Origin of the sequence: Fodinicola acaciae (genome assembly GCF_010993745.1) — a bacterium.
In the GTDB taxonomy this organism is placed as follows: domain Bacteria; phylum Actinomycetota; class Actinomycetes; order Mycobacteriales; family HKI-0501; genus Fodinicola; species Fodinicola acaciae.
This window is the reverse complement of record NZ_WOTN01000002.1, coordinates 1,026,357-1,042,567: the sequence shown is the minus strand read 5'-3', so window position 1 is coordinate 1,042,567 and position 16,211 is coordinate 1,026,357. Positions and strand designations below refer to the sequence as shown.

Here is a 16,211-nt window from a genome sequence, read left to right as displayed (position 1 = left end):
TAGAGCCGTCATGTTTCACCATGGCCTCGAGGACACCGCTCCGTGCAGGACAAAGCTTTGGCTGATTCCGAAACGTCGAAGCACCGGAGCGGCGCGAGCAGATATTCAGGCGGCATTGAGCCATCTATGAGTGAGATTGATATTCTCGCCAAGAGCCGCGATGGCCCTGCTCCACCGGTTTTCTAGGCAGTCGAGCAGCTTTTGTTCGATGGCTTCTTCGACGTGTGAATAGACCTCGCGGATCTGGTCGGCTTGTTCGTGACCGAGACGCAGGCCTTGCGCGGCCTCGGGTATGCCGTCGGCGATCATCCATGTCTTGTGACCATGTCGGAAACCATGCATGGTCAGCCCAGGGCAGGCGCCCTCGATCTTGATACGGGGACGCGTGAGATGCAGGGTGCCGTCAACTGCTGGACGAGTGACCCGGCGTGAGACGTTGCTGCGCCGCAACAACCCGCCGTCACGGCCAGTGAAAACGAAACTGCCTCGGCACATATCAAGGTGGTTGCGAAGCACCTTCGCCAGCGTGGGTGGCAAGGCGATCGTACGGGCCGATTTGGCGGTCTTGGGCGGGCCGAGCATGAGCCTGCCGGAGTCGGTTTCATGGAGCGAACCGATCTTGGGATCGATCACGATGCGACCACTGCCGTCCTCGTCGAGATGGACGTTCATTCGCTGTAGCCCGGCGAGTTCGCCCCAACGCGCGCCAGTCCAGGCAGCCGTCAGCGCCAACACGCCGGCGGTCGGGCTGTCCAACATCGCAGCGTTGACGGCGAACCGCATCGCCTGCTCGGGTGTAGCCCAGACGCGTTCGGTCACGGATACGTGCTCCCGGCGACCGCGGCGGCGCAGTTGGACTGGGTTTGCTTTCAAAATGCCTTCGTCGACGGCGTCGCTGAGCATCAACCGAAGAGCTTTGGTCAGCCCAGAGACGGTGACCGGGGAGTACCCGGCGACACGGAGTTTCTTTGCCCAGGCCCGTACGCCGCTGTTGGTGATCGCGTCAAGCGGGTAATCGCCCCAGTCCGGCAGGATGTGGCATTTCAGGCGGGTCCGGTAGCCTTCCTCGGTCCGAATCGCCACGTCCATCGAGTCCAGCCAGGTCGGAGCCCACTCGGCCAACGTGAGGATCACCGACTCCCTGTTGTTGGCAGGACGGGAAACCCGGACCAGCAACCGATCAGCGGTGTCGTCACGGTCGTCGTCCCCTGCGGCGGGGTTGTCCCTGCCGTTGGCGTAGTCCAGCGCCGCGCCACGAGTGCGGAAACCGCTCTTGGAGCCAAGTGTGCCGTCGGGCTTGGTGTACCGGGCACGATAGCTTCCTGGACCTCGTTTTTCAGCCCAGCCCATCGACCGCCAGCCTCCGTTCGCTGCTGCCCTTCACACGTCGGCCAACCGGCCGGGCGTTGCCGTCCATCCAGCTCAACTCGGCGGCGAAGATCAAGTCGACCGATGCGAGCCACCAGACAACCTCTGTCAACGTCAACGCGGCAGGTCACATTGCCGCGGTCGCCCGCGACCCGGCCGCGCGGGGCGCGCTCCCAAAGCGGCGATCTGGCGGAGGTCGGCTTCGGAGAACCGAAGATGCTTACCCACGAACGTGCACGGGACAGCGCCAGCGGCCGCTTTTCTGCGCAGCCACGACTCCAGCACGCGCAGTCGTTGCGCCGCCTCAGAAGGCAGCAACAGCAACACTGGAGCAAGACCCGATTCGTCGGCGCCGCCTGTCGCCGCGGCCGGGCGGCCTTCAGCGTCGGGATGGTCCTCGAAGCGGCGCTGCGGCGGCGTCACCAGTCGACTCTTGTCGGGCTGAGCACGGACCGGCTACGCGACCTGCCGCCGTGGAAGCGTCGCGCGACGGTTGCTCGCGCGGCCTGAGTAGCTGCTCTCGTCGCAGGGGCGATGCGGGATTGGACGTTGGGGTTGGTGGTGATAGTCAATGTCACTCCTCATGGGTAAGGACCCGGACACTGACCTAATAGCGATCGGATCCGCGATTTAGAAAGCGAAAAAATACCGGATTTGTTCTGTATCGAAACAGAAAAGCCGACTACTGCCGTCTCGTATCGTCCAGTATCGCCGTTTCCCTCCCCGGCGCGTACAGGCACGTCAGTGGTCGCCCTACATCCGGAACACTGTTTGCGGCAGCGGCTCACCAGTGGCATCATCACGTTGAAGGGCGTGTTGCGAATGACCCGTCGGCGAACCCCATCGGGTCAACGCAGATGCATATCGGCCACGTCACCAGAATGTTGTGGAGCCGCGCAGGCGCTGCGGTTCGCATTCTGCAGGCCCCGCGTGGCGGCACATTGAATCAACCTCATTGTCTCCAACGGTGCCGCAAATGGATCTCTCACGACCACAACGCGCGGCACCCCCAGCAACGCACATGCTCAATCCCGACCGCGCCGACCCTGTATCTATTCTTACGAAAGAGAAATCGCCATGCCACGCACCAGCAGTCACCTCACCCCAATGCCTGATCCCACAGCCGGCATCTCACCGACCGACCAAGTCCCGCGCTGGACAATCGACCGAATTACCGCCCTTGGCGTCACCACGGACCTCATGACCGCGGCCGAAATACTCGGCATCGGGCAAACCAAAGCCTACGAACTGGCCCGCACCAACCAATTCCCGGCCGCCGTGTTGCGCTTCAGCCGGAAATACCGCGTATCCGTACCCTCGCTCCTCCAGGCAATCGGCATCGAACCGGCGCCACCGACCACACCATCCTCATCTCCGGCCGCAAGCAGCGGTCTCATCGTCGACACGTTTCAGCCCCGAGCATGAAACACGCACTACTCGCACCCACAAGACGACATCGAGTCCGCGCGACCGTTCAGGGAACGGAACCAAACTGACTAGCTCCAATCGCATCAAACCAGCCCGAGCGTCGACGCCGGCGATTCCACATACGATGGCTGCCGTTCCGCCGCCTGCCTCGACACTGCTGTACGCGACATCTGCAGCGCCACAGAGGTACTCGGTGGCGCCCGGATCGATCATGAAAAAGTGCGGCTGCTGCAACGCGACCACCGGCATCCCGCTCGGCGCACGATGCCCGAAGCTACGACGGCCAGGCGGCGGATGGAGCCGCGCTCACGGAAGCTGGGGCTACCAACTCGAACTCCCGCACAGCATGGGCGGCAAGCGCCGCTACGAGCGGCGATGCGGATTCCCCATCGCCGACGCCGCACGCGAACAACGCGACCACATCATCGCCCTGCTCCGACTCGGCACCAACGACCTCGCCACCGCGCTCGCCATCGCCGACACCGTCCAGGAACGACTACGCCGGCGCCAGGTCCTGCCGACAGTGGAGGAGCTACGCCGCCGCGTCAGCACCGGCGCCGCGCTGAACGCCTCCGTCACCGTCGAGGCATACCTACGCATGTGGATCGCCAACCGGCGCCGTATCAAGGAAAACACCCGAACCTCCTACGGCAGCCACATCCGCGTACACCTCATCCCTCACCTTGGCCACTATCTCCTCGACACGCTCCAACCCGAACACCTCATGGCCATGTTCGACTCCATCACCGAACACAGCGACTACGTCCGACGCGTCCGAGCCAACGGGACACCCGAGCAGAAGGCCGCCGTCCGCGGTCAACGAGCCACCGCGCCGGCAACCATGCACCGCATCAACTCCACCCTGCGCAAAGCACTCAACGATGCTATCCGCGTCTACCGGCTCATCACCGTCAACGTCGCCACCCTCATCGAGCTACCATCCGCCGCACCAGCCAAACCTCTGGAATGGACCGCAGAGCGTGTCCGTGCCTGGCAGCAAACCAGAACTCTTCCCGGGCCCGTCATGACGTGGACCGCGCGACACACCGGAAGATTCCTCGACGCCGCGCGCGAGGACCCGCTGTACGAACTGTTCGTCCTGCTCGCCTACCGCGGCCTGCGCCGCGGTGAAGCCTGCGGACTGCGCTGGATCGACATCGACGACACCGCTCAGACCGCAACCATCAGCCAGCAGATCATCCAGAACGGCTCCACCATCATCATCGACACCCCCAAAAGCCGCGCCGGCGCACGCGTCATCCCCCTCGGCCCCGCCGCACACACCGCCCTCCGACGTCGCCATCACATCCAACAACGCCAACGCACCACGAGAAACGAATGGACCGACACCGGCCTCGTCTTCACCCAACCCGACGGAACCGCCCTCTCCCCCGCCAAAGTCAGCATCCGATTCCACGAAATCACCAACGCCGCCGAACTGCCGCCCATCCGCCTGCACGGCCTACGGCACGGCGTCGCCACCCGCAACCGGGAAGCACGCGTCGACACCCGGCAGATCCAAGAACTGCTCGGCCACGCCACCTACGCCTTCACCGAAGACTGCTACGGCACCACGATTCCCGACCTCGCAATCCAGGCAGCCGAACTTATGGCAGCGCAAGTGCCGCACTACATTCAGCCCACACCAACGGATTCCGATCCCGAAGAATCCGTTGCGCTCTCCGTCACGACAGCACCGGCCCTATCACCTGTCCAGCGAAGATGATTGGCGCCTCAGCGACACTGCCCGACACAAGGCGGCACTCACGCCACCGCCTACTGCTCGGCGACGGAGCACACCGAGCAGAGTTGGATATATAACCGGAGACACATAATCGCAGGTCAGGAGATTGATCGTGAGTTCGCTCAACGTACCTGAACCTACCTGAACGGATTAAAAGTCCATTGCCCTGCCGATATCACATCGAGTAGCGATTTCACGCCGCCGTTCAGCGCAGTTAGACACCTGATGCGGTTGTTTCAAGGCGAAAATGGCGAATCGGCGTCCATCACTTATCGTTAGGGCGGCTGGCTCGAGCACATGCGGAGTCGATTTCCCGGAATTTGGGGGCACAACATCGAATCGCGTTGACGTTTCCGCAGGTCATGCCCTGTCCTTCGGCGTGCTGTGCCACGGTTTTGTGATCCGTTGCCTGGATCGCTTCCTCAAGGTCATCGGGTTAAAGAGGGCTGCTGTGCAAAGCAAACCGGTCGTTGATGCTCCGTTCATATTCTAGCCAGGAGCCGGTTGAAGAACTCCGCGACGGTGTTGGTGGCTCGATCTTCGCTGAGTTCGTATCCACTGAAGCGGTAGACCTCGTATCCGGTCAGGCGAAGGTCGCGATCGCCGCGAGTGGTCTCGCTGTAAATACGGGGGCTTGGTTGGCGGGAGGAGGTCGCGTAGTGCTGTTCCCCATCGACCTCAAGCACGACTCGTCTGAGCCCCGGCAACAGCATTAGGAAGTCCATGCGTTGGTCAAGGAAGGCGTTCTCCCCGCGCTGTCGTCGTGAGACCGGGTCCCAGTGCAGCCAAACCTCCGGCAGCAGCGCGAACAGTGGGTCATGGTCCTTCGCGTAGTCGTAATACGTGGTAAAGAGAGCATGCTGAACGGGGGACACGTCAGCGCAAACTGTCACCAGGCGCCGCCAGAGCTCAAGCTTGGCCTGGTCAGCGGAGATGCCCTTGCGGTGCGACCACCACGACTCGACGTCCCGCCAGGTCAGGCCGCGGTCGCTGACGGGGACGTCGTAGGCGAGCACGGTGTCATCTCCAGTCAATACTTCGATGCTCTGATCGAGCACATCGCGCAGTCGCAGCGCAGGCTTGCCGTGCCGGCTGGCAAAGAGGATGAGTTGAGCCGGCCGAGGTCGGGTTCCCGCGGCAACGATCGCGAATGCTGGGTAGCCGTCAGTCGAGCCGGACTCCGTGATCTTTAGGCCCGCACGGGCAAGGATTGGCGAGATCGCCGCGGCCATCTTCCGCTGTCGCGCCTCGCTCGGGTTCACCGAGCCGGACAGCAATCCCTCCAGGAACAGCGCGAACCGGCGATCTCCACCGTCGAGAGCACCGATTTCCTTGAAGAACTCGACCGTCGTCCAGTCGTTGGGGAAACGGAACATGTGCCGCACGACCGGCTCGTAAGGGTCCTTGGGGTCGAACGACCACTCGTGCGAGCGCGGCACCCAGTGCCGCTTGACCAGGTTGAGAAGCCCGTCGGCCTCCAACCAGATCGCATCGAAAGCGTCGAGCGCTTCGGCGATGTCGCGGCGTGTCCGGGTGGTGATCTGCGGCCAGTTCTCTCGCTCCCAGATTAGATCCTCGACTCGGTGCCTCAATTCGATGGCCAGATCGCTGCGCTGGAGGAAGCGAGCACACACGGCCTCGTGGTTATTCTGTGCGAGAGCGTCGAATGCCAGGTCGAGCCGCTCCTGTTTGGACAACGACTTCACTTCACCGGCCTGCGACGGATCCGGATGCTGCGGGGGGATGGCCAGCCCCAACGCCGGCCCGACTGCGTCCAGGTCGACGTGCCGGAGATGGTGCAGACTTGACACAAGCTCTCTGACCAGGTCGTGAGTATCGATATCTCCCTCAGTCGGGTCGGCTGTCATCTCAGACCCCAGCCCCGGACCAGCAAGTGGATACAGCATCAGGCCCAGCCGGTCGCGTCAATGCGATCGGTTTCACCTGACTCGACGAGTACGCCGTCTTCACCGTGACCCTCATCGTGCACCCTGAGAAAAGGTCGAGCGTGAGCCGCCCTCGGTGGAAGCTGCCAGGTCCACGCGACCGGACATGCACACGGAGGAAATCGCCGCGCGCCCAATGCTGTGGAGCGTACCGACCGCGGACTTGCAGTCGCTGCGGCATGCTGCGACCCCGCAGGGACAGTTGCCCTTTGCCAGGTTCTTCACGATCAACGATCAACCTCCTCACCTGCTAGTCGGACGCCACGATCTCAGAAGCCATAAAGTTCAGGTCATGGCCTTGCATGGTTATGACGATGTCAAGCCCGCTCATGAGGACAGCATCGACATCTGCATGTAGATCGACATCGACAACTGCGACCGCTTGACCAGAGTCACTTACGATCTGCAGTTCGGAGGTCGTGTCGGTCGTTGGCGAAATATAGACGGTTTCCGGCGTCTGATAGGCAATTGAAAGATCGCTGCGAAGCGTCACCTGGGCCTGTCCTGTCTCAAGCAGGGACCGCAGAACATTGTTACGGCGAGCCCGGATGAACTGCAAGAGATCGAGCACCTCGCGCGCCGCCGCGCCAAATGTGCTTCGCCATCCTCGGATATGCATATCTGCAAGCCAGGACCGAATGTCGTCGACTTCGACACCTTGGCGCTGCGCCTCACTTCCTATGACATGCGCCAGTCGACGAGAACGCACTCCTTTATTGAGCAGTGCCAGGGCATGTGGGGTGTTGACGCCGTGTCGGATACACCATGCAGTGTCTGGCCGAATGCGGCTTACCAGACCGATCTCATGAAGGCGAGCGTTGGCTTGTTCTATGAGCACCCCGACAGTCCAAGCCAAGTAGTGTTCGAATGTCGAACTGATGGCATCGACAGTCTGTTCCAGCTGCCATTCGACGGCCAGGCCCGGAAGAATCCGTTCAGCAAGGGCGGGGACGTCAAGACCATCTACCCATCCCGTCAGTCCATCCACAATGGACACACGGATAAGGTTTCCATCTCCCTTGGCTCTCGTTGACCAGAACTTCCAGCAGTTGCCTGCTTCCGGTTGCGCCAGTAGCCGCGTGAGCACTTCTTGTTGTGACAGCAGACGGATAGTGTCATTAAGCGGCCAGTACCACACGTCATCGAGCATGGTAGACCCGAGTTGGCGAAGCTCGCTTTCGCGCGTGGCTACCGCGTCAACTACCTCGCGGGTTATCGCATCGAGCCGCGCCGCAGTACCGAGCGATGTCCCAGCGGCTGTCCAACGCCTCCGTTGTTCCGGGCTCGTACGTTCATACGTGGCTCGAACCTGCTCGGCGAGCTGCATCCAACGTTGCCGCAGCACGGGGTCCATCTGTTGGAAGGCCAGAAGGTTGCCGATGACAATATCCATCTGGATGGGATCGTCGAACGGTGTCCACAGTGGCTGCAGCATCGTCAGAACAAACCAGGTGTACGACACGAAGTCAGACGCAGCCGTGTCCGGCGCGAGGCGAAAGATCGCGTCAGATGTGGTGGCGACGAGCTCTTCGGCACCAGCCAGTGCAGCAAGGGACTCCTCTGCCAAAAGGGTCGAGTTGGCTTCGAGTGCCTCGTCGTTGGGGCGGAGCTCGTCGAAATCCTTGAGGTCGGACTGCTTCTGCAGCGCAAGCACGATCCAGCCCTCGGACTCGCGGCCGGCTCGCCCAGCTCGTCCGATGGCGTTCATGAGCCGTGCGGCGCCGAGTTGAGCTCCGGGATGCTGACCTTCGAATCGAGTCTCGGCGATCACGACGGTCCGAACCGGCAGGTTTACTCCGTCGGTCAACGTGCTCGTAGAAACGATCGCCAAGACGATCTCGGTCCGGACCGCCTCCTCGATCGCGTCAAGGACATCTATAGGCAGCCCGGCGTGGTGGTAGGCGACGCCGTGCTTCGCGCAGGAAATGAGCGGATGCTGGTCACCTAGTACTCCAGCCGCACTTCGTGATCTTGGTTTGAGGGCCGTCGGCGTGGCGTGGTGAGATGGCGCGGCCACCGCGTGATCATGCAGTGTTTGTGAAGACAACCAATGATTTTGCGGTGGCCGCTGGTCACAGCGTAGAACACGGGGTGGACCCGGTCCGATGGCAGGCGGAGTTCGATGAGCTGGTCGCGAGTATCGGGCCGCGGTTCTTTCGGGTGGAGCCTCGTCTGAGGGTCCAACGGTTCCTGGCTGGTTTGTTGTCGGATATGCCCGTGAAGAACTGCTGGACGATCGCCGAGCATGCAGGTGAGACGGGGCCGGATGGGATGCAACGGCTGCTGGCCAACGCGGCGTGGGATCAGGATGGCGTGCGTGATGATCTGCGTGCCTATGTGGTGGACCGGTTGGCTGATGCCGACGCGGTGCTGGTCGTTGACGAGACTGGAGATCTGAAGAAGGGCAATAAGACAGTCGGGGTGCAGCGGCAGTACTCCGGCACCGCGGGACGGATCGAGAACTGCCAGATCGCCGTTTATCTCAGCTACGTCACCAAACGTGGGCACGCTTTCATCGATCGCGAACTGTATCTGCCGCGCAGCTGGATGGACGACGATCCCAGCTGCCAGGGCCGTCGAGCTGTCGCCGGGGTTCCCGAGGACATCGAGTTCGCCACCAAGCCGGAGCTGGCGAGGATGATGATCCTGGCCGCGCTGGATGCCGGTGTTCTGGCGAAATGGGCGACAGCGGATGAGGTGTACGGGCAAAATCCTGGTCTGCGTGAGACCCTGTCCGCGGCCCGGATCGGCTACGTGCTCGCCGTGCCGTGCTCCTATCTGGTGCCGACCACTGACGCAGATACCGGAGATGGCCGGCGAGTTCGCGCTGACGCGCTGATCGCCGGCCTCGACGCTTCCAGGTGGGGTCGCTACTCGGCCGGTGATGGCGCCAAAGGGCAGCGCCTCTACGACTGGGCCAGAGTCCCCATCGCCGCCGAGGATGGTCACCAATGGCTGCTGGTGCGTCGCAGCATCAGCACCGGGGAACTGGCCTACTACCACTGCTATTCACCACGTCCGGTCAAACTGGCCACTCTGGTCGGTGTCGCCGGCCAGCGTTGGCCAATAGAGGAGAACTTCCAAACCAGTAAAGGGCAAACCGGCCTGGACGCCCACCAGGTCCGGCACTGGATCTCCTGGTACCGATGGACAGTCCTGGTCATGCTCGCGCACGCATTCCTCACCGCGCTCGCGGCAACCGCTCCCCAGTCGCCGATCGTCAACGGAAAGCCAGTCATTCCCTTAACACTTGCCGAGATCCGCCGCCTCTTCAACGCGTTCGTCATCCACATCCGCCAAACAGTCAACGAAGTTCTCCATTGGTCACTCTGGCGTCGACACCATCAAGCCACCGCCAAGCAAGCCCACTACCAGCGACAACAGGCGCTACAGGCCTAAATCACGAAGTGCGGTTGGAGTACTAGCCGCTCGCGAAGAAACTCGACTAGCTCACGCGTGGATTCACGCGGAGGTAGATAGTCTGTCAAAGCCTTGGCGGCATCACGAGCCATCGTCCGCGACGAGACGATCATCAGCAAGCTGCCTGCGTGCGTCAGTATTGATGCTGCTGCGGCGAAGATCTTGTACGCCGGTGTGCCACCGCTGTCCTTGCTTAGTTTGCCGCGGAGGTCTTCTTTGAGGACCAAGTTTCCAAGTGGGTCTTCAGGGCGCGTCGTCAGTGTTGTAACTGGCCCAGCCTCGGCGGGACGTAGTCGGAACTGCGCTACCTGTGGCACAGTAACGCGTATGGGCCACTGGGCCGAATTGCGAGAACTCCGTACTTCAGCTTCCCAGACTGGCTGAGTGTTCAGTAGTGCATGGAGGCGGCGAGGTCCCCGCCAATCAGACGTGAACAGTACTTCTGGGCGCTCGGCGTCAAGCCAGGACGCGAGCGAGGCGGCATTCCCGAGTACGCCGGACAGAAGCACGATCCGCGGATTTACGTCTGCCGCCATGAGGTACGTGAGCAGTCCTTCGACGGTGAACCCCCGCCCCGGTTGCGCGAGTAGGTGTGCTTCGTCGATGACGAACAATGAAAAGCGCTGCATGACGGCGTCAGCGTCATGGCGCAGCAAGTGCATCAGTCGTTCGGGGGTCGTGACCTCGACATCGGAGGGGTCGTGCGAGAAGGACGAGATGTCGAACAGGTCGCTGTCATCACTCAACTCGCGGTTAAGGACCCGGAGCCGTGCCGACAGCGCCTTCCGCATCTCCCGTCCAAGGCTGCGCAACGGCGTGACGTAACAGACTCCACCCGGCTGCGTTGCGATGTGAGTGCAGATGATCAGCTGCGCGAGCAATGTCTTCCCAGCACTGGTAGGTACCGACAAGAGCAGCCGGCGGGTGGCTGAATCCAAAGGATTCATTCCTGGCCGCTCAAGCAGTTCCCTTTGAGGCGGCCACAGAGTCAGGACCGGTGGGTCAGCGAGGCAAAACGCCTGCGCCACCGCGTTCGGAGTTCCGGGAGGAAGGATCGAGTAGAGACTGCCAGTTTCAAGGCCATCGGCTATCGACAACAGGTGCGCGGCGACCCAGCGAGCGTCGAGGTCTCCGGTTCCCGCAGTACCGTCCAGGACGGACACCAAGGCCGCTCGCGCTACGGGAAGCTGGCTGCTGGTGCCGAACGCCAGGAAGTGAAGCAGCGACCACACCGCGCGCACTATCTGTTGTGCCGGACCAAACATCGTCGTCTGCAGGTCGTCGAGTTCGACTGTCGCGGCGAGTTCGGTGAGTTGGCGTCGCCAACTGCGAAGTAGGGGGAACAGGAATCTCGTATCGAGGCCGAGGAAGGCGACACCGGCCTCGATCGCCAGCGTGTCGACGTGATCGACCAGTGGAGCGTTGCGGATCAGCAGATCCGAGACACGGCGATACACGGCTGTCGCGTTCGGGTCGAGGTCCGCCCGCCGGTAGCCGACCTGTGCACCGAAAGCGAGATTCAGGCGTTGACGTGCATCATGACGGGGGTCTGCCAAGGTCAAGTCGAAGACATGTGCGCTTACGGCGAAAGCCCGACGTTGTCGTGCAGGTGTGTACAGCTCGGCGGCTTCCGCTGCCGAGGCGACAGCGTGGAGGTACCACGCGGCACGTTCGAGGCTCTCGTCAACGGCGAAATCTCCCCGGAAGGCCCGTATTTCGACGTCGGCGATCAGACTCGCCAACTCTTGCGGCGAGGGCAAGACGTCCGTCTGGTGTTCACCAAGCGCCTCAACGAGGTCCGGCAGGTTCAGAGCGCGCTCCATACCATCCTCCTGACTTCGTCGGCGAACTCCGTGAAGTCTTCGATCACGCAAAGCAGCCCTTCAAGCTGCCCTGCATTGACGAACCGATCGAGGGTGGTCTCTAGCGGCGAGAAGCACGTAGCGGGAGGTGTTAACGTGTTCGTGGCAACCCCGACCCCGGCTCCCGCTCGTGGGTCTGCGTTGATCCACAGATCACCCAGTTCAGCGAAGAGCCGCCCGAGATCACCGTCTGTCTGGCGATGAGCGCTGGTGAGCTTGGCAAGATACTGCAGACCCCTAATATTGAGCTGGTCCGAAGCGCGCCGCACGGTCGCAGTGACTGCTGTATTTTCTGTATTGTGTTTCTTTATCTCCCATAGCCTGAAGAAGAGCGATACGTTCGCGCCTGGCGGTGCATAAACCACGAAGCCATCTTCGCCTTGTTCTGTTACAGAGTAACTCGGTTCACTCAGGTATCTACGCTCACGATGTGCAGCCTGCTGTTCTTTCATAATGAGATGCCACAACCACTCCGCAACGAACCCCTCTAGATGGTTGTGACTCTTGCTCTTTTTTACCTCGGCGTCGCAGGGCTCAACCGCTTCGGGTCGGCCAAAAACAGATGCGACAAATGATAAGACGAGCTCTCGATCATCGACGGATACCGCGTTCTCGGACAGGGCTGCGGCTCGCCAACAAGGAAACGCCCGTGACTTTCCACATCGGAACTCCATGATCGCCTCTGCGATTATCCACGCGACTGCGCTGCGACGGTCGGCGGAGAGGCCAACCATTGCCACGAGGTCCCATTCGCATTTTCCGGGTGCATGATGACCTCGTGACTCACTCACCAATAGTCGGCCAACCTGGTTGCCGTGCCGACCCGCCAATTGAGCAGCCTCGGCCGGACTCGCTGGCGGCGCGCCGGTCACCACGGCCGGCTACTTTGGCAACCGTCCTTCTCGGACGCGCTACCGACAACGCTCTCCATGCGGTGGACCCTACGCCGATGTCGTCTCTGACCTGGCGGGCTTACCGACAGGGTGCCCAAACGGCGGAGGTCGACCGAGCGAAGCTAGCAATCACTCCATCAATGAGACGTCGCGCATGGCCTCGGTGACAAGGCGATGGACGAGGTCGACCGGCAACGGCTGGTCGGTGAAGGCTCTGAAGGTGAATGCACGACTGGTGTCATCCAGGAAGACTTCAAGCAGAGGACCCCGAACCGGCGATGGGGCCAGATCCTCCAGTTCCCACCCATACCCGTCCCGATCGTTGACATCACTGAACTTGACGACCTGGTAGTAGCGGCCGTCGTAAACCCACGGCTCCGATGATCCGCTCATGCACTCATCGTTCATCATCGGCGCCCATTCTCGGCCGCGAAAGCGACTGCACGCGAGCGCGGTCGTCGTGACCCCCAGACCCGGCGTCATCGACTCAAGGAGATCTGGTGCCACGAACTCCGACTGGGCGCTGCTCGCGAGGAAAAACCTGAAGGCGTTGGGTGCCGTTCAGAGCAGTTGACGGAGGTTGCGAGAGATCAGCGACGCGGCGTGATGTAGATCACTGCGCGAGAGGGTGACCCCCACACCTTTCGCTCCCATGAATCCTCCCAAAAATATGAACAAAGCATTGCTAAGTGTCTACTGTGGACAGTTAGCAAGATCGTTTAGAAGCAGAAAAGGACCTCTGACCTGCGGGAATGCCGCTTGTCAAAGGTCCTACCTCTGTGGAGCTGAGGGGACTCGAACCCCTGACCCCCACACTGCCAGTGTGGTGCGCTACCAGCTGCGCCACAGCCCCATGCCTGGCCTCACCGGCCGGACACGCAAGAGAAAGCTTACATGCACCGGTACGCCCCCCGTACGAGAGGGGGTCAGCTGAAGACAACCGTACGGTTCCCGTTGAGCAGCACGCGGTCCTCGAGGTGCAGCCGTACGCCGCGCGCCAGCACCGTACGCTCCACGTCCTTGCCATAGCGTACGTAGTCCTCCGGCGAGTCGGAGTGGTCGATGCGTACGACGTCCTGCTCGATGATCGGGCCGGCGTCGAGGTCGGCGGTGACGTAGTGGCAGGTCGCGCCGATCAGTTTGACGCCGCGCTCGTATGCCTGGTGGTACGGCCGCGCGCCGGCGAAGGACGGCAGGAAGCTGTGGTGGATGTTGACGATCCGGCCGGCGTACGCGCGGCAGAGCCACTCCGGCAGCACCTGCATGTAGCGCGCGAGCACGACGCAGTCCGGTTGGATGCGTTCGAGCAGGTCGCCGATCGCCGTGAAGTGCTGAGCCTTGTCGGCGATCGGCAGGTGGTGGTATGGCGCGCCGTGCCATTCGACGACGCCGCGGAGCACGTCGTGGTTGCTGATCACCGCGGCCAGGTCGACCTCCAGGTCGCCGGAGCGCCAGCTGGCCAGCAGATCGTAGAGGCAGTGTTCCTGCCGGCTCACGAGTACGACCATCTTCTTGCGACGCGCGGTGTCGGTGACCTGCCAGTCCATGTCGAATCGCGCGGCCACCGGCTCAAACGCGGCACGCAGGCCATCGGCGTCGAAGGGCAGCGAGTCGGCGCGCACCTCCTGGCGCATGAAGAAGCGTCCCGACTCGCTGTCGGAGTGATGGCTCGCCTCCACGATCCAGCCGCCGTGCCGCGCGAGCAGGCCGGCGACCTCGGCGACCACGCCGACTCGGTCGGGACACGACAGGGTCAGTACGAAGCGTCGTCCACGGTGCACCGCCTCACCGTACGACCCGCCGATCCGCTCGCGCGCGAAGCTCGGCCTCGTCGACCAGGGTGAGCATCGGTTGGCCTGGCATGCCGACCATGACGACGACGAACCGTGTCCAGGCGTCCGGCAGGTTGTTGGCCGCCTGGTAGTGGATGACGTCGCCGCCAGGTTCCCAGAAGGCCTCGCCGGCGCGGATGACGTACGGCGCCTCGCCTTCCAGTTCGAAGAGCAGCTCGCCTTCGAGCAGATATCCGAAGACCGGTCCGCTGTGCCGGTGCGGTGGTGTGCCGGAGTCTCCTGGCGGCAGTTCGATGATCGCCGTCATCACCTCGCCGTTGTCCGGCAGGAAGGGCGGCACCTCGTGAAGCAGTGTTGTCAATGTGGTCATGCGTCGACCGTACGCACGATCTGGTCTGCTGAACCGCGCCAGTTTCGGCCGGAAATCCCGGACCAGTGTCAGTTGAGTGTCGGGTCGGACGGATAGACGGCGACCGCGGCCATGATGCCGCCCTGCCGGCGCAGCACCATCGACCACAGGTCGTCCGGCGCCTCCACGAAGGCGTCGCCCGGCAGCGTGTCGAGTACGAACCACGAGCCCTCGCGGATCTCGCGCTCCAGCTGACCGGGCTCCCAGCCCGCATAGCCGGAGAAGACCCGCAGCTGCCGTACGCCGGCTGCCAGGTCGTCCGGGTCGCTGGACAGGTCGACGGTGCCGACCGGTCCGTCGATACGCGTGAAGCCGTCGGACGGCGAGCCCTCCGGGTTGGCCAGCGCGAGGCAGATCGCCGCGTCCGGCTGCACCGGACCACCCTCGAAGAGCACCGGCGGCGTGCCGACCAGGTGAGCCCACTTGTCGAGTACGTCGGCGACCGGCACCTCGGTCGCCCGGTTGAGCACCACGCCGAGCGTGCCGCCTGGCTCGTCGGCGACCAGCAGCACGACCGTACGCTCGAAGTGCGGATCCTTCAGATCAGGCGTAGCGACCAGCAGCCGTCCCGTCAGCTGTCTGTCCGCCATGGTCCAGATCATGCCAAGCGGGACGGCCCTGTGTCCTGCCGGCCGCCGAATGCATCTCGACCGCTTCTTACAAAACGTCGATCAGCGGTCAGGATGGGGCTTATGACGAGCGAACTCACGTTGGACGAACTGCTCACCACGACGCGCAGCGTACGCAAACGGCTGGACCTGACCCGGCCGGTGCCCGAAGAGCTCATCAGGGAATGCATCGAGATCTCCACGCAGGCCCCGACCGGCTCCAACTCGCAGGGCTGGCACTGGATCGTCGTGACCGATCCGGAGCTGCGCAAGCAGATCGCCGACTACTACCGGAAGTCGTTCTACGCCTACCGAAGCGCCGGCAAGCCGGCCGAGGAACTCTACAAGGGCGACGACGACCGGATCGCGCAGCAGGGCCGGGTCGTCGACAGCGCGACCTACCTGGCCGACCACATGCACGAGGTGCCGGCGCTGGTGATCGCCGCGATCCACGTGCCGGGCGGCACGCTCCCGCCGGGCACCCAGGCCGGTCTGTGGGGCTCGCTGTTGCCGGCGGCATGGTCGTACGCGCTGGCCGCGCGCGCTCGCGGCCTGGGGACCGCGTGGACGACGCTGCACCTCCCGTACGAGGAGGACATCAAGAAGCTGCTCGGCATCCCGGACAACATCTACACCGGAGTGCTGCTGCCGACCGCGTACTACACCGGCGACACCTTCAAGCCGGCAAAGCGGCCGCCGGTGGAGACGATCATCCATCGCGACCGCTGGTAGAGCGGACC

13 protein-coding genes and 1 tRNA gene are annotated in these 16,211 nt (G+C 62.8%); 4 read left to right on the top strand and 10 right to left on the bottom strand.

All coding sequences use genetic code 11. The annotated features are described in order from the left end of the window. Positions 1-105: 105 nt before the first annotated feature. The gene (locus GNX95_RS20240; protein WP_163508966.1) at positions 106-1,350 is read right to left on the bottom strand and encodes a tyrosine-type recombinase/integrase; all 1,245 of its coding nucleotides are present in this window, start codon (positions 1,348-1,350) and stop codon (positions 106-108) included. Between the two features lie 1,095 nt (positions 1,351-2,445). Here GNX95_RS20240 and GNX95_RS20235 point away from each other — a divergent pair. Continuing rightward, the gene (locus GNX95_RS20235) at positions 2,446-2,793 is read left to right on the top strand and encodes a MerR family transcriptional regulator (protein ID WP_246281682.1); all 348 of its coding nucleotides are present in this window, start codon (positions 2,446-2,448) and stop codon (positions 2,791-2,793) included. A gap of 196 nt (positions 2,794-2,989) precedes the next feature. Beyond that, entirely contained in the window at positions 2,990-4,522 is a 1,533-nt protein-coding gene (locus GNX95_RS20230; protein ID WP_163508965.1) for a site-specific integrase, read from the top strand. A gap of 500 nt (positions 4,523-5,022) precedes the next feature. Here the strand turns inward: GNX95_RS20230 and GNX95_RS20225 are convergent, their stop codons facing one another. Together GNX95_RS20225 and GNX95_RS20220 are read right to left on the bottom strand one after the other, a co-directional pair. Beyond that, a complete protein-coding gene (locus GNX95_RS20225) occupies positions 5,023-6,408 on the bottom strand; it encodes an AbiJ-related protein (RefSeq protein ID WP_163508964.1) in 1,386 nt (461 codons plus the stop codon). Positions 6,409-6,736: 328 nt separating this feature from the next. Continuing rightward, positions 6,737-8,503 (bottom strand): helicase-related protein, encoded by a 1,767-nt coding sequence (locus tag GNX95_RS20220; RefSeq protein WP_163508963.1) that lies wholly within the window; start codon positions 8,501-8,503, stop codon positions 6,737-6,739. 44 nt (positions 8,504-8,547) lie between these two features. Here GNX95_RS20220 and GNX95_RS20215 point away from each other — a divergent pair, with 44 nt between their 5' ends. Continuing rightward, positions 8,548-9,885, top strand: a complete 1,338-nt coding sequence (locus GNX95_RS20215) for an IS701 family transposase (RefSeq protein ID WP_425483885.1) — start codon at positions 8,548-8,550, stop codon at positions 9,883-9,885. On the opposite strand, the gene GNX95_RS20210 is transcribed toward GNX95_RS20215, so the two are convergent. The 7 genes from GNX95_RS20210 to GNX95_RS20180 all read right to left on the bottom strand — a co-directional run bounded on the left by GNX95_RS20210 (position 9,882) and on the right by GNX95_RS20180 (position 15,453). Continuing rightward, a complete protein-coding gene (locus GNX95_RS20210; RefSeq protein ID WP_163508962.1) occupies positions 9,882-11,729 on the bottom strand; it encodes a DEAD/DEAH box helicase in 1,848 nt (615 codons plus the stop codon). The genes GNX95_RS20215 and GNX95_RS20210 overlap by 4 nt on opposite strands. Continuing rightward, positions 11,714-12,220, bottom strand: a complete 507-nt coding sequence (locus GNX95_RS20205) for a hypothetical protein (protein ID WP_163508961.1) — start codon at positions 12,218-12,220, stop codon at positions 11,714-11,716. Before GNX95_RS20205 ends, GNX95_RS20210 begins: the two co-directional genes overlap by 16 nt. 570 nt (positions 12,221-12,790) lie before the next feature. After that, positions 12,791-13,144, bottom strand: a complete 354-nt coding sequence (locus tag GNX95_RS20200) for a hypothetical protein (RefSeq protein WP_163508960.1) — start codon at positions 13,142-13,144, stop codon at positions 12,791-12,793. A 297-nt stretch (positions 13,145-13,441) separates the two neighbouring features. Next, a tRNA-Ala gene (locus tag GNX95_RS20195) sits at positions 13,442-13,514 on the bottom strand. A gap of 73 nt (positions 13,515-13,587) precedes the next feature. Continuing rightward, a complete protein-coding gene (gene purU / locus GNX95_RS20190; RefSeq protein WP_163508959.1) occupies positions 13,588-14,442 on the bottom strand; it encodes a formyltetrahydrofolate deformylase in 855 nt (284 codons plus the stop codon). A gap of 4 nt (positions 14,443-14,446) precedes the next feature. Further along, complete coding sequence (locus GNX95_RS20185) at positions 14,447-14,824, bottom strand: cupin domain-containing protein (RefSeq protein WP_163508958.1); 378 nt, start codon at positions 14,822-14,824, stop codon at positions 14,447-14,449. A 68-nt stretch (positions 14,825-14,892) separates the two neighbouring features. Further along, the gene (locus tag GNX95_RS20180; RefSeq protein WP_222853774.1) at positions 14,893-15,453 is read right to left on the bottom strand and encodes a YqgE/AlgH family protein; all 561 of its coding nucleotides are present in this window, start codon (positions 15,451-15,453) and stop codon (positions 14,893-14,895) included. A gap of 102 nt (positions 15,454-15,555) precedes the next feature. On the opposite strand from GNX95_RS20180, the gene GNX95_RS20175 reads away from it, so the two are divergent. Further along, positions 15,556-16,203 carry a nitroreductase family protein gene (locus GNX95_RS20175; protein ID WP_163508956.1) on the top strand — a complete coding sequence of 216 codons (648 nt, stop codon included), beginning with the start codon at positions 15,556-15,558 and terminating at the stop codon, positions 16,201-16,203. Positions 16,204-16,211 lie beyond the last annotated feature (8 nt).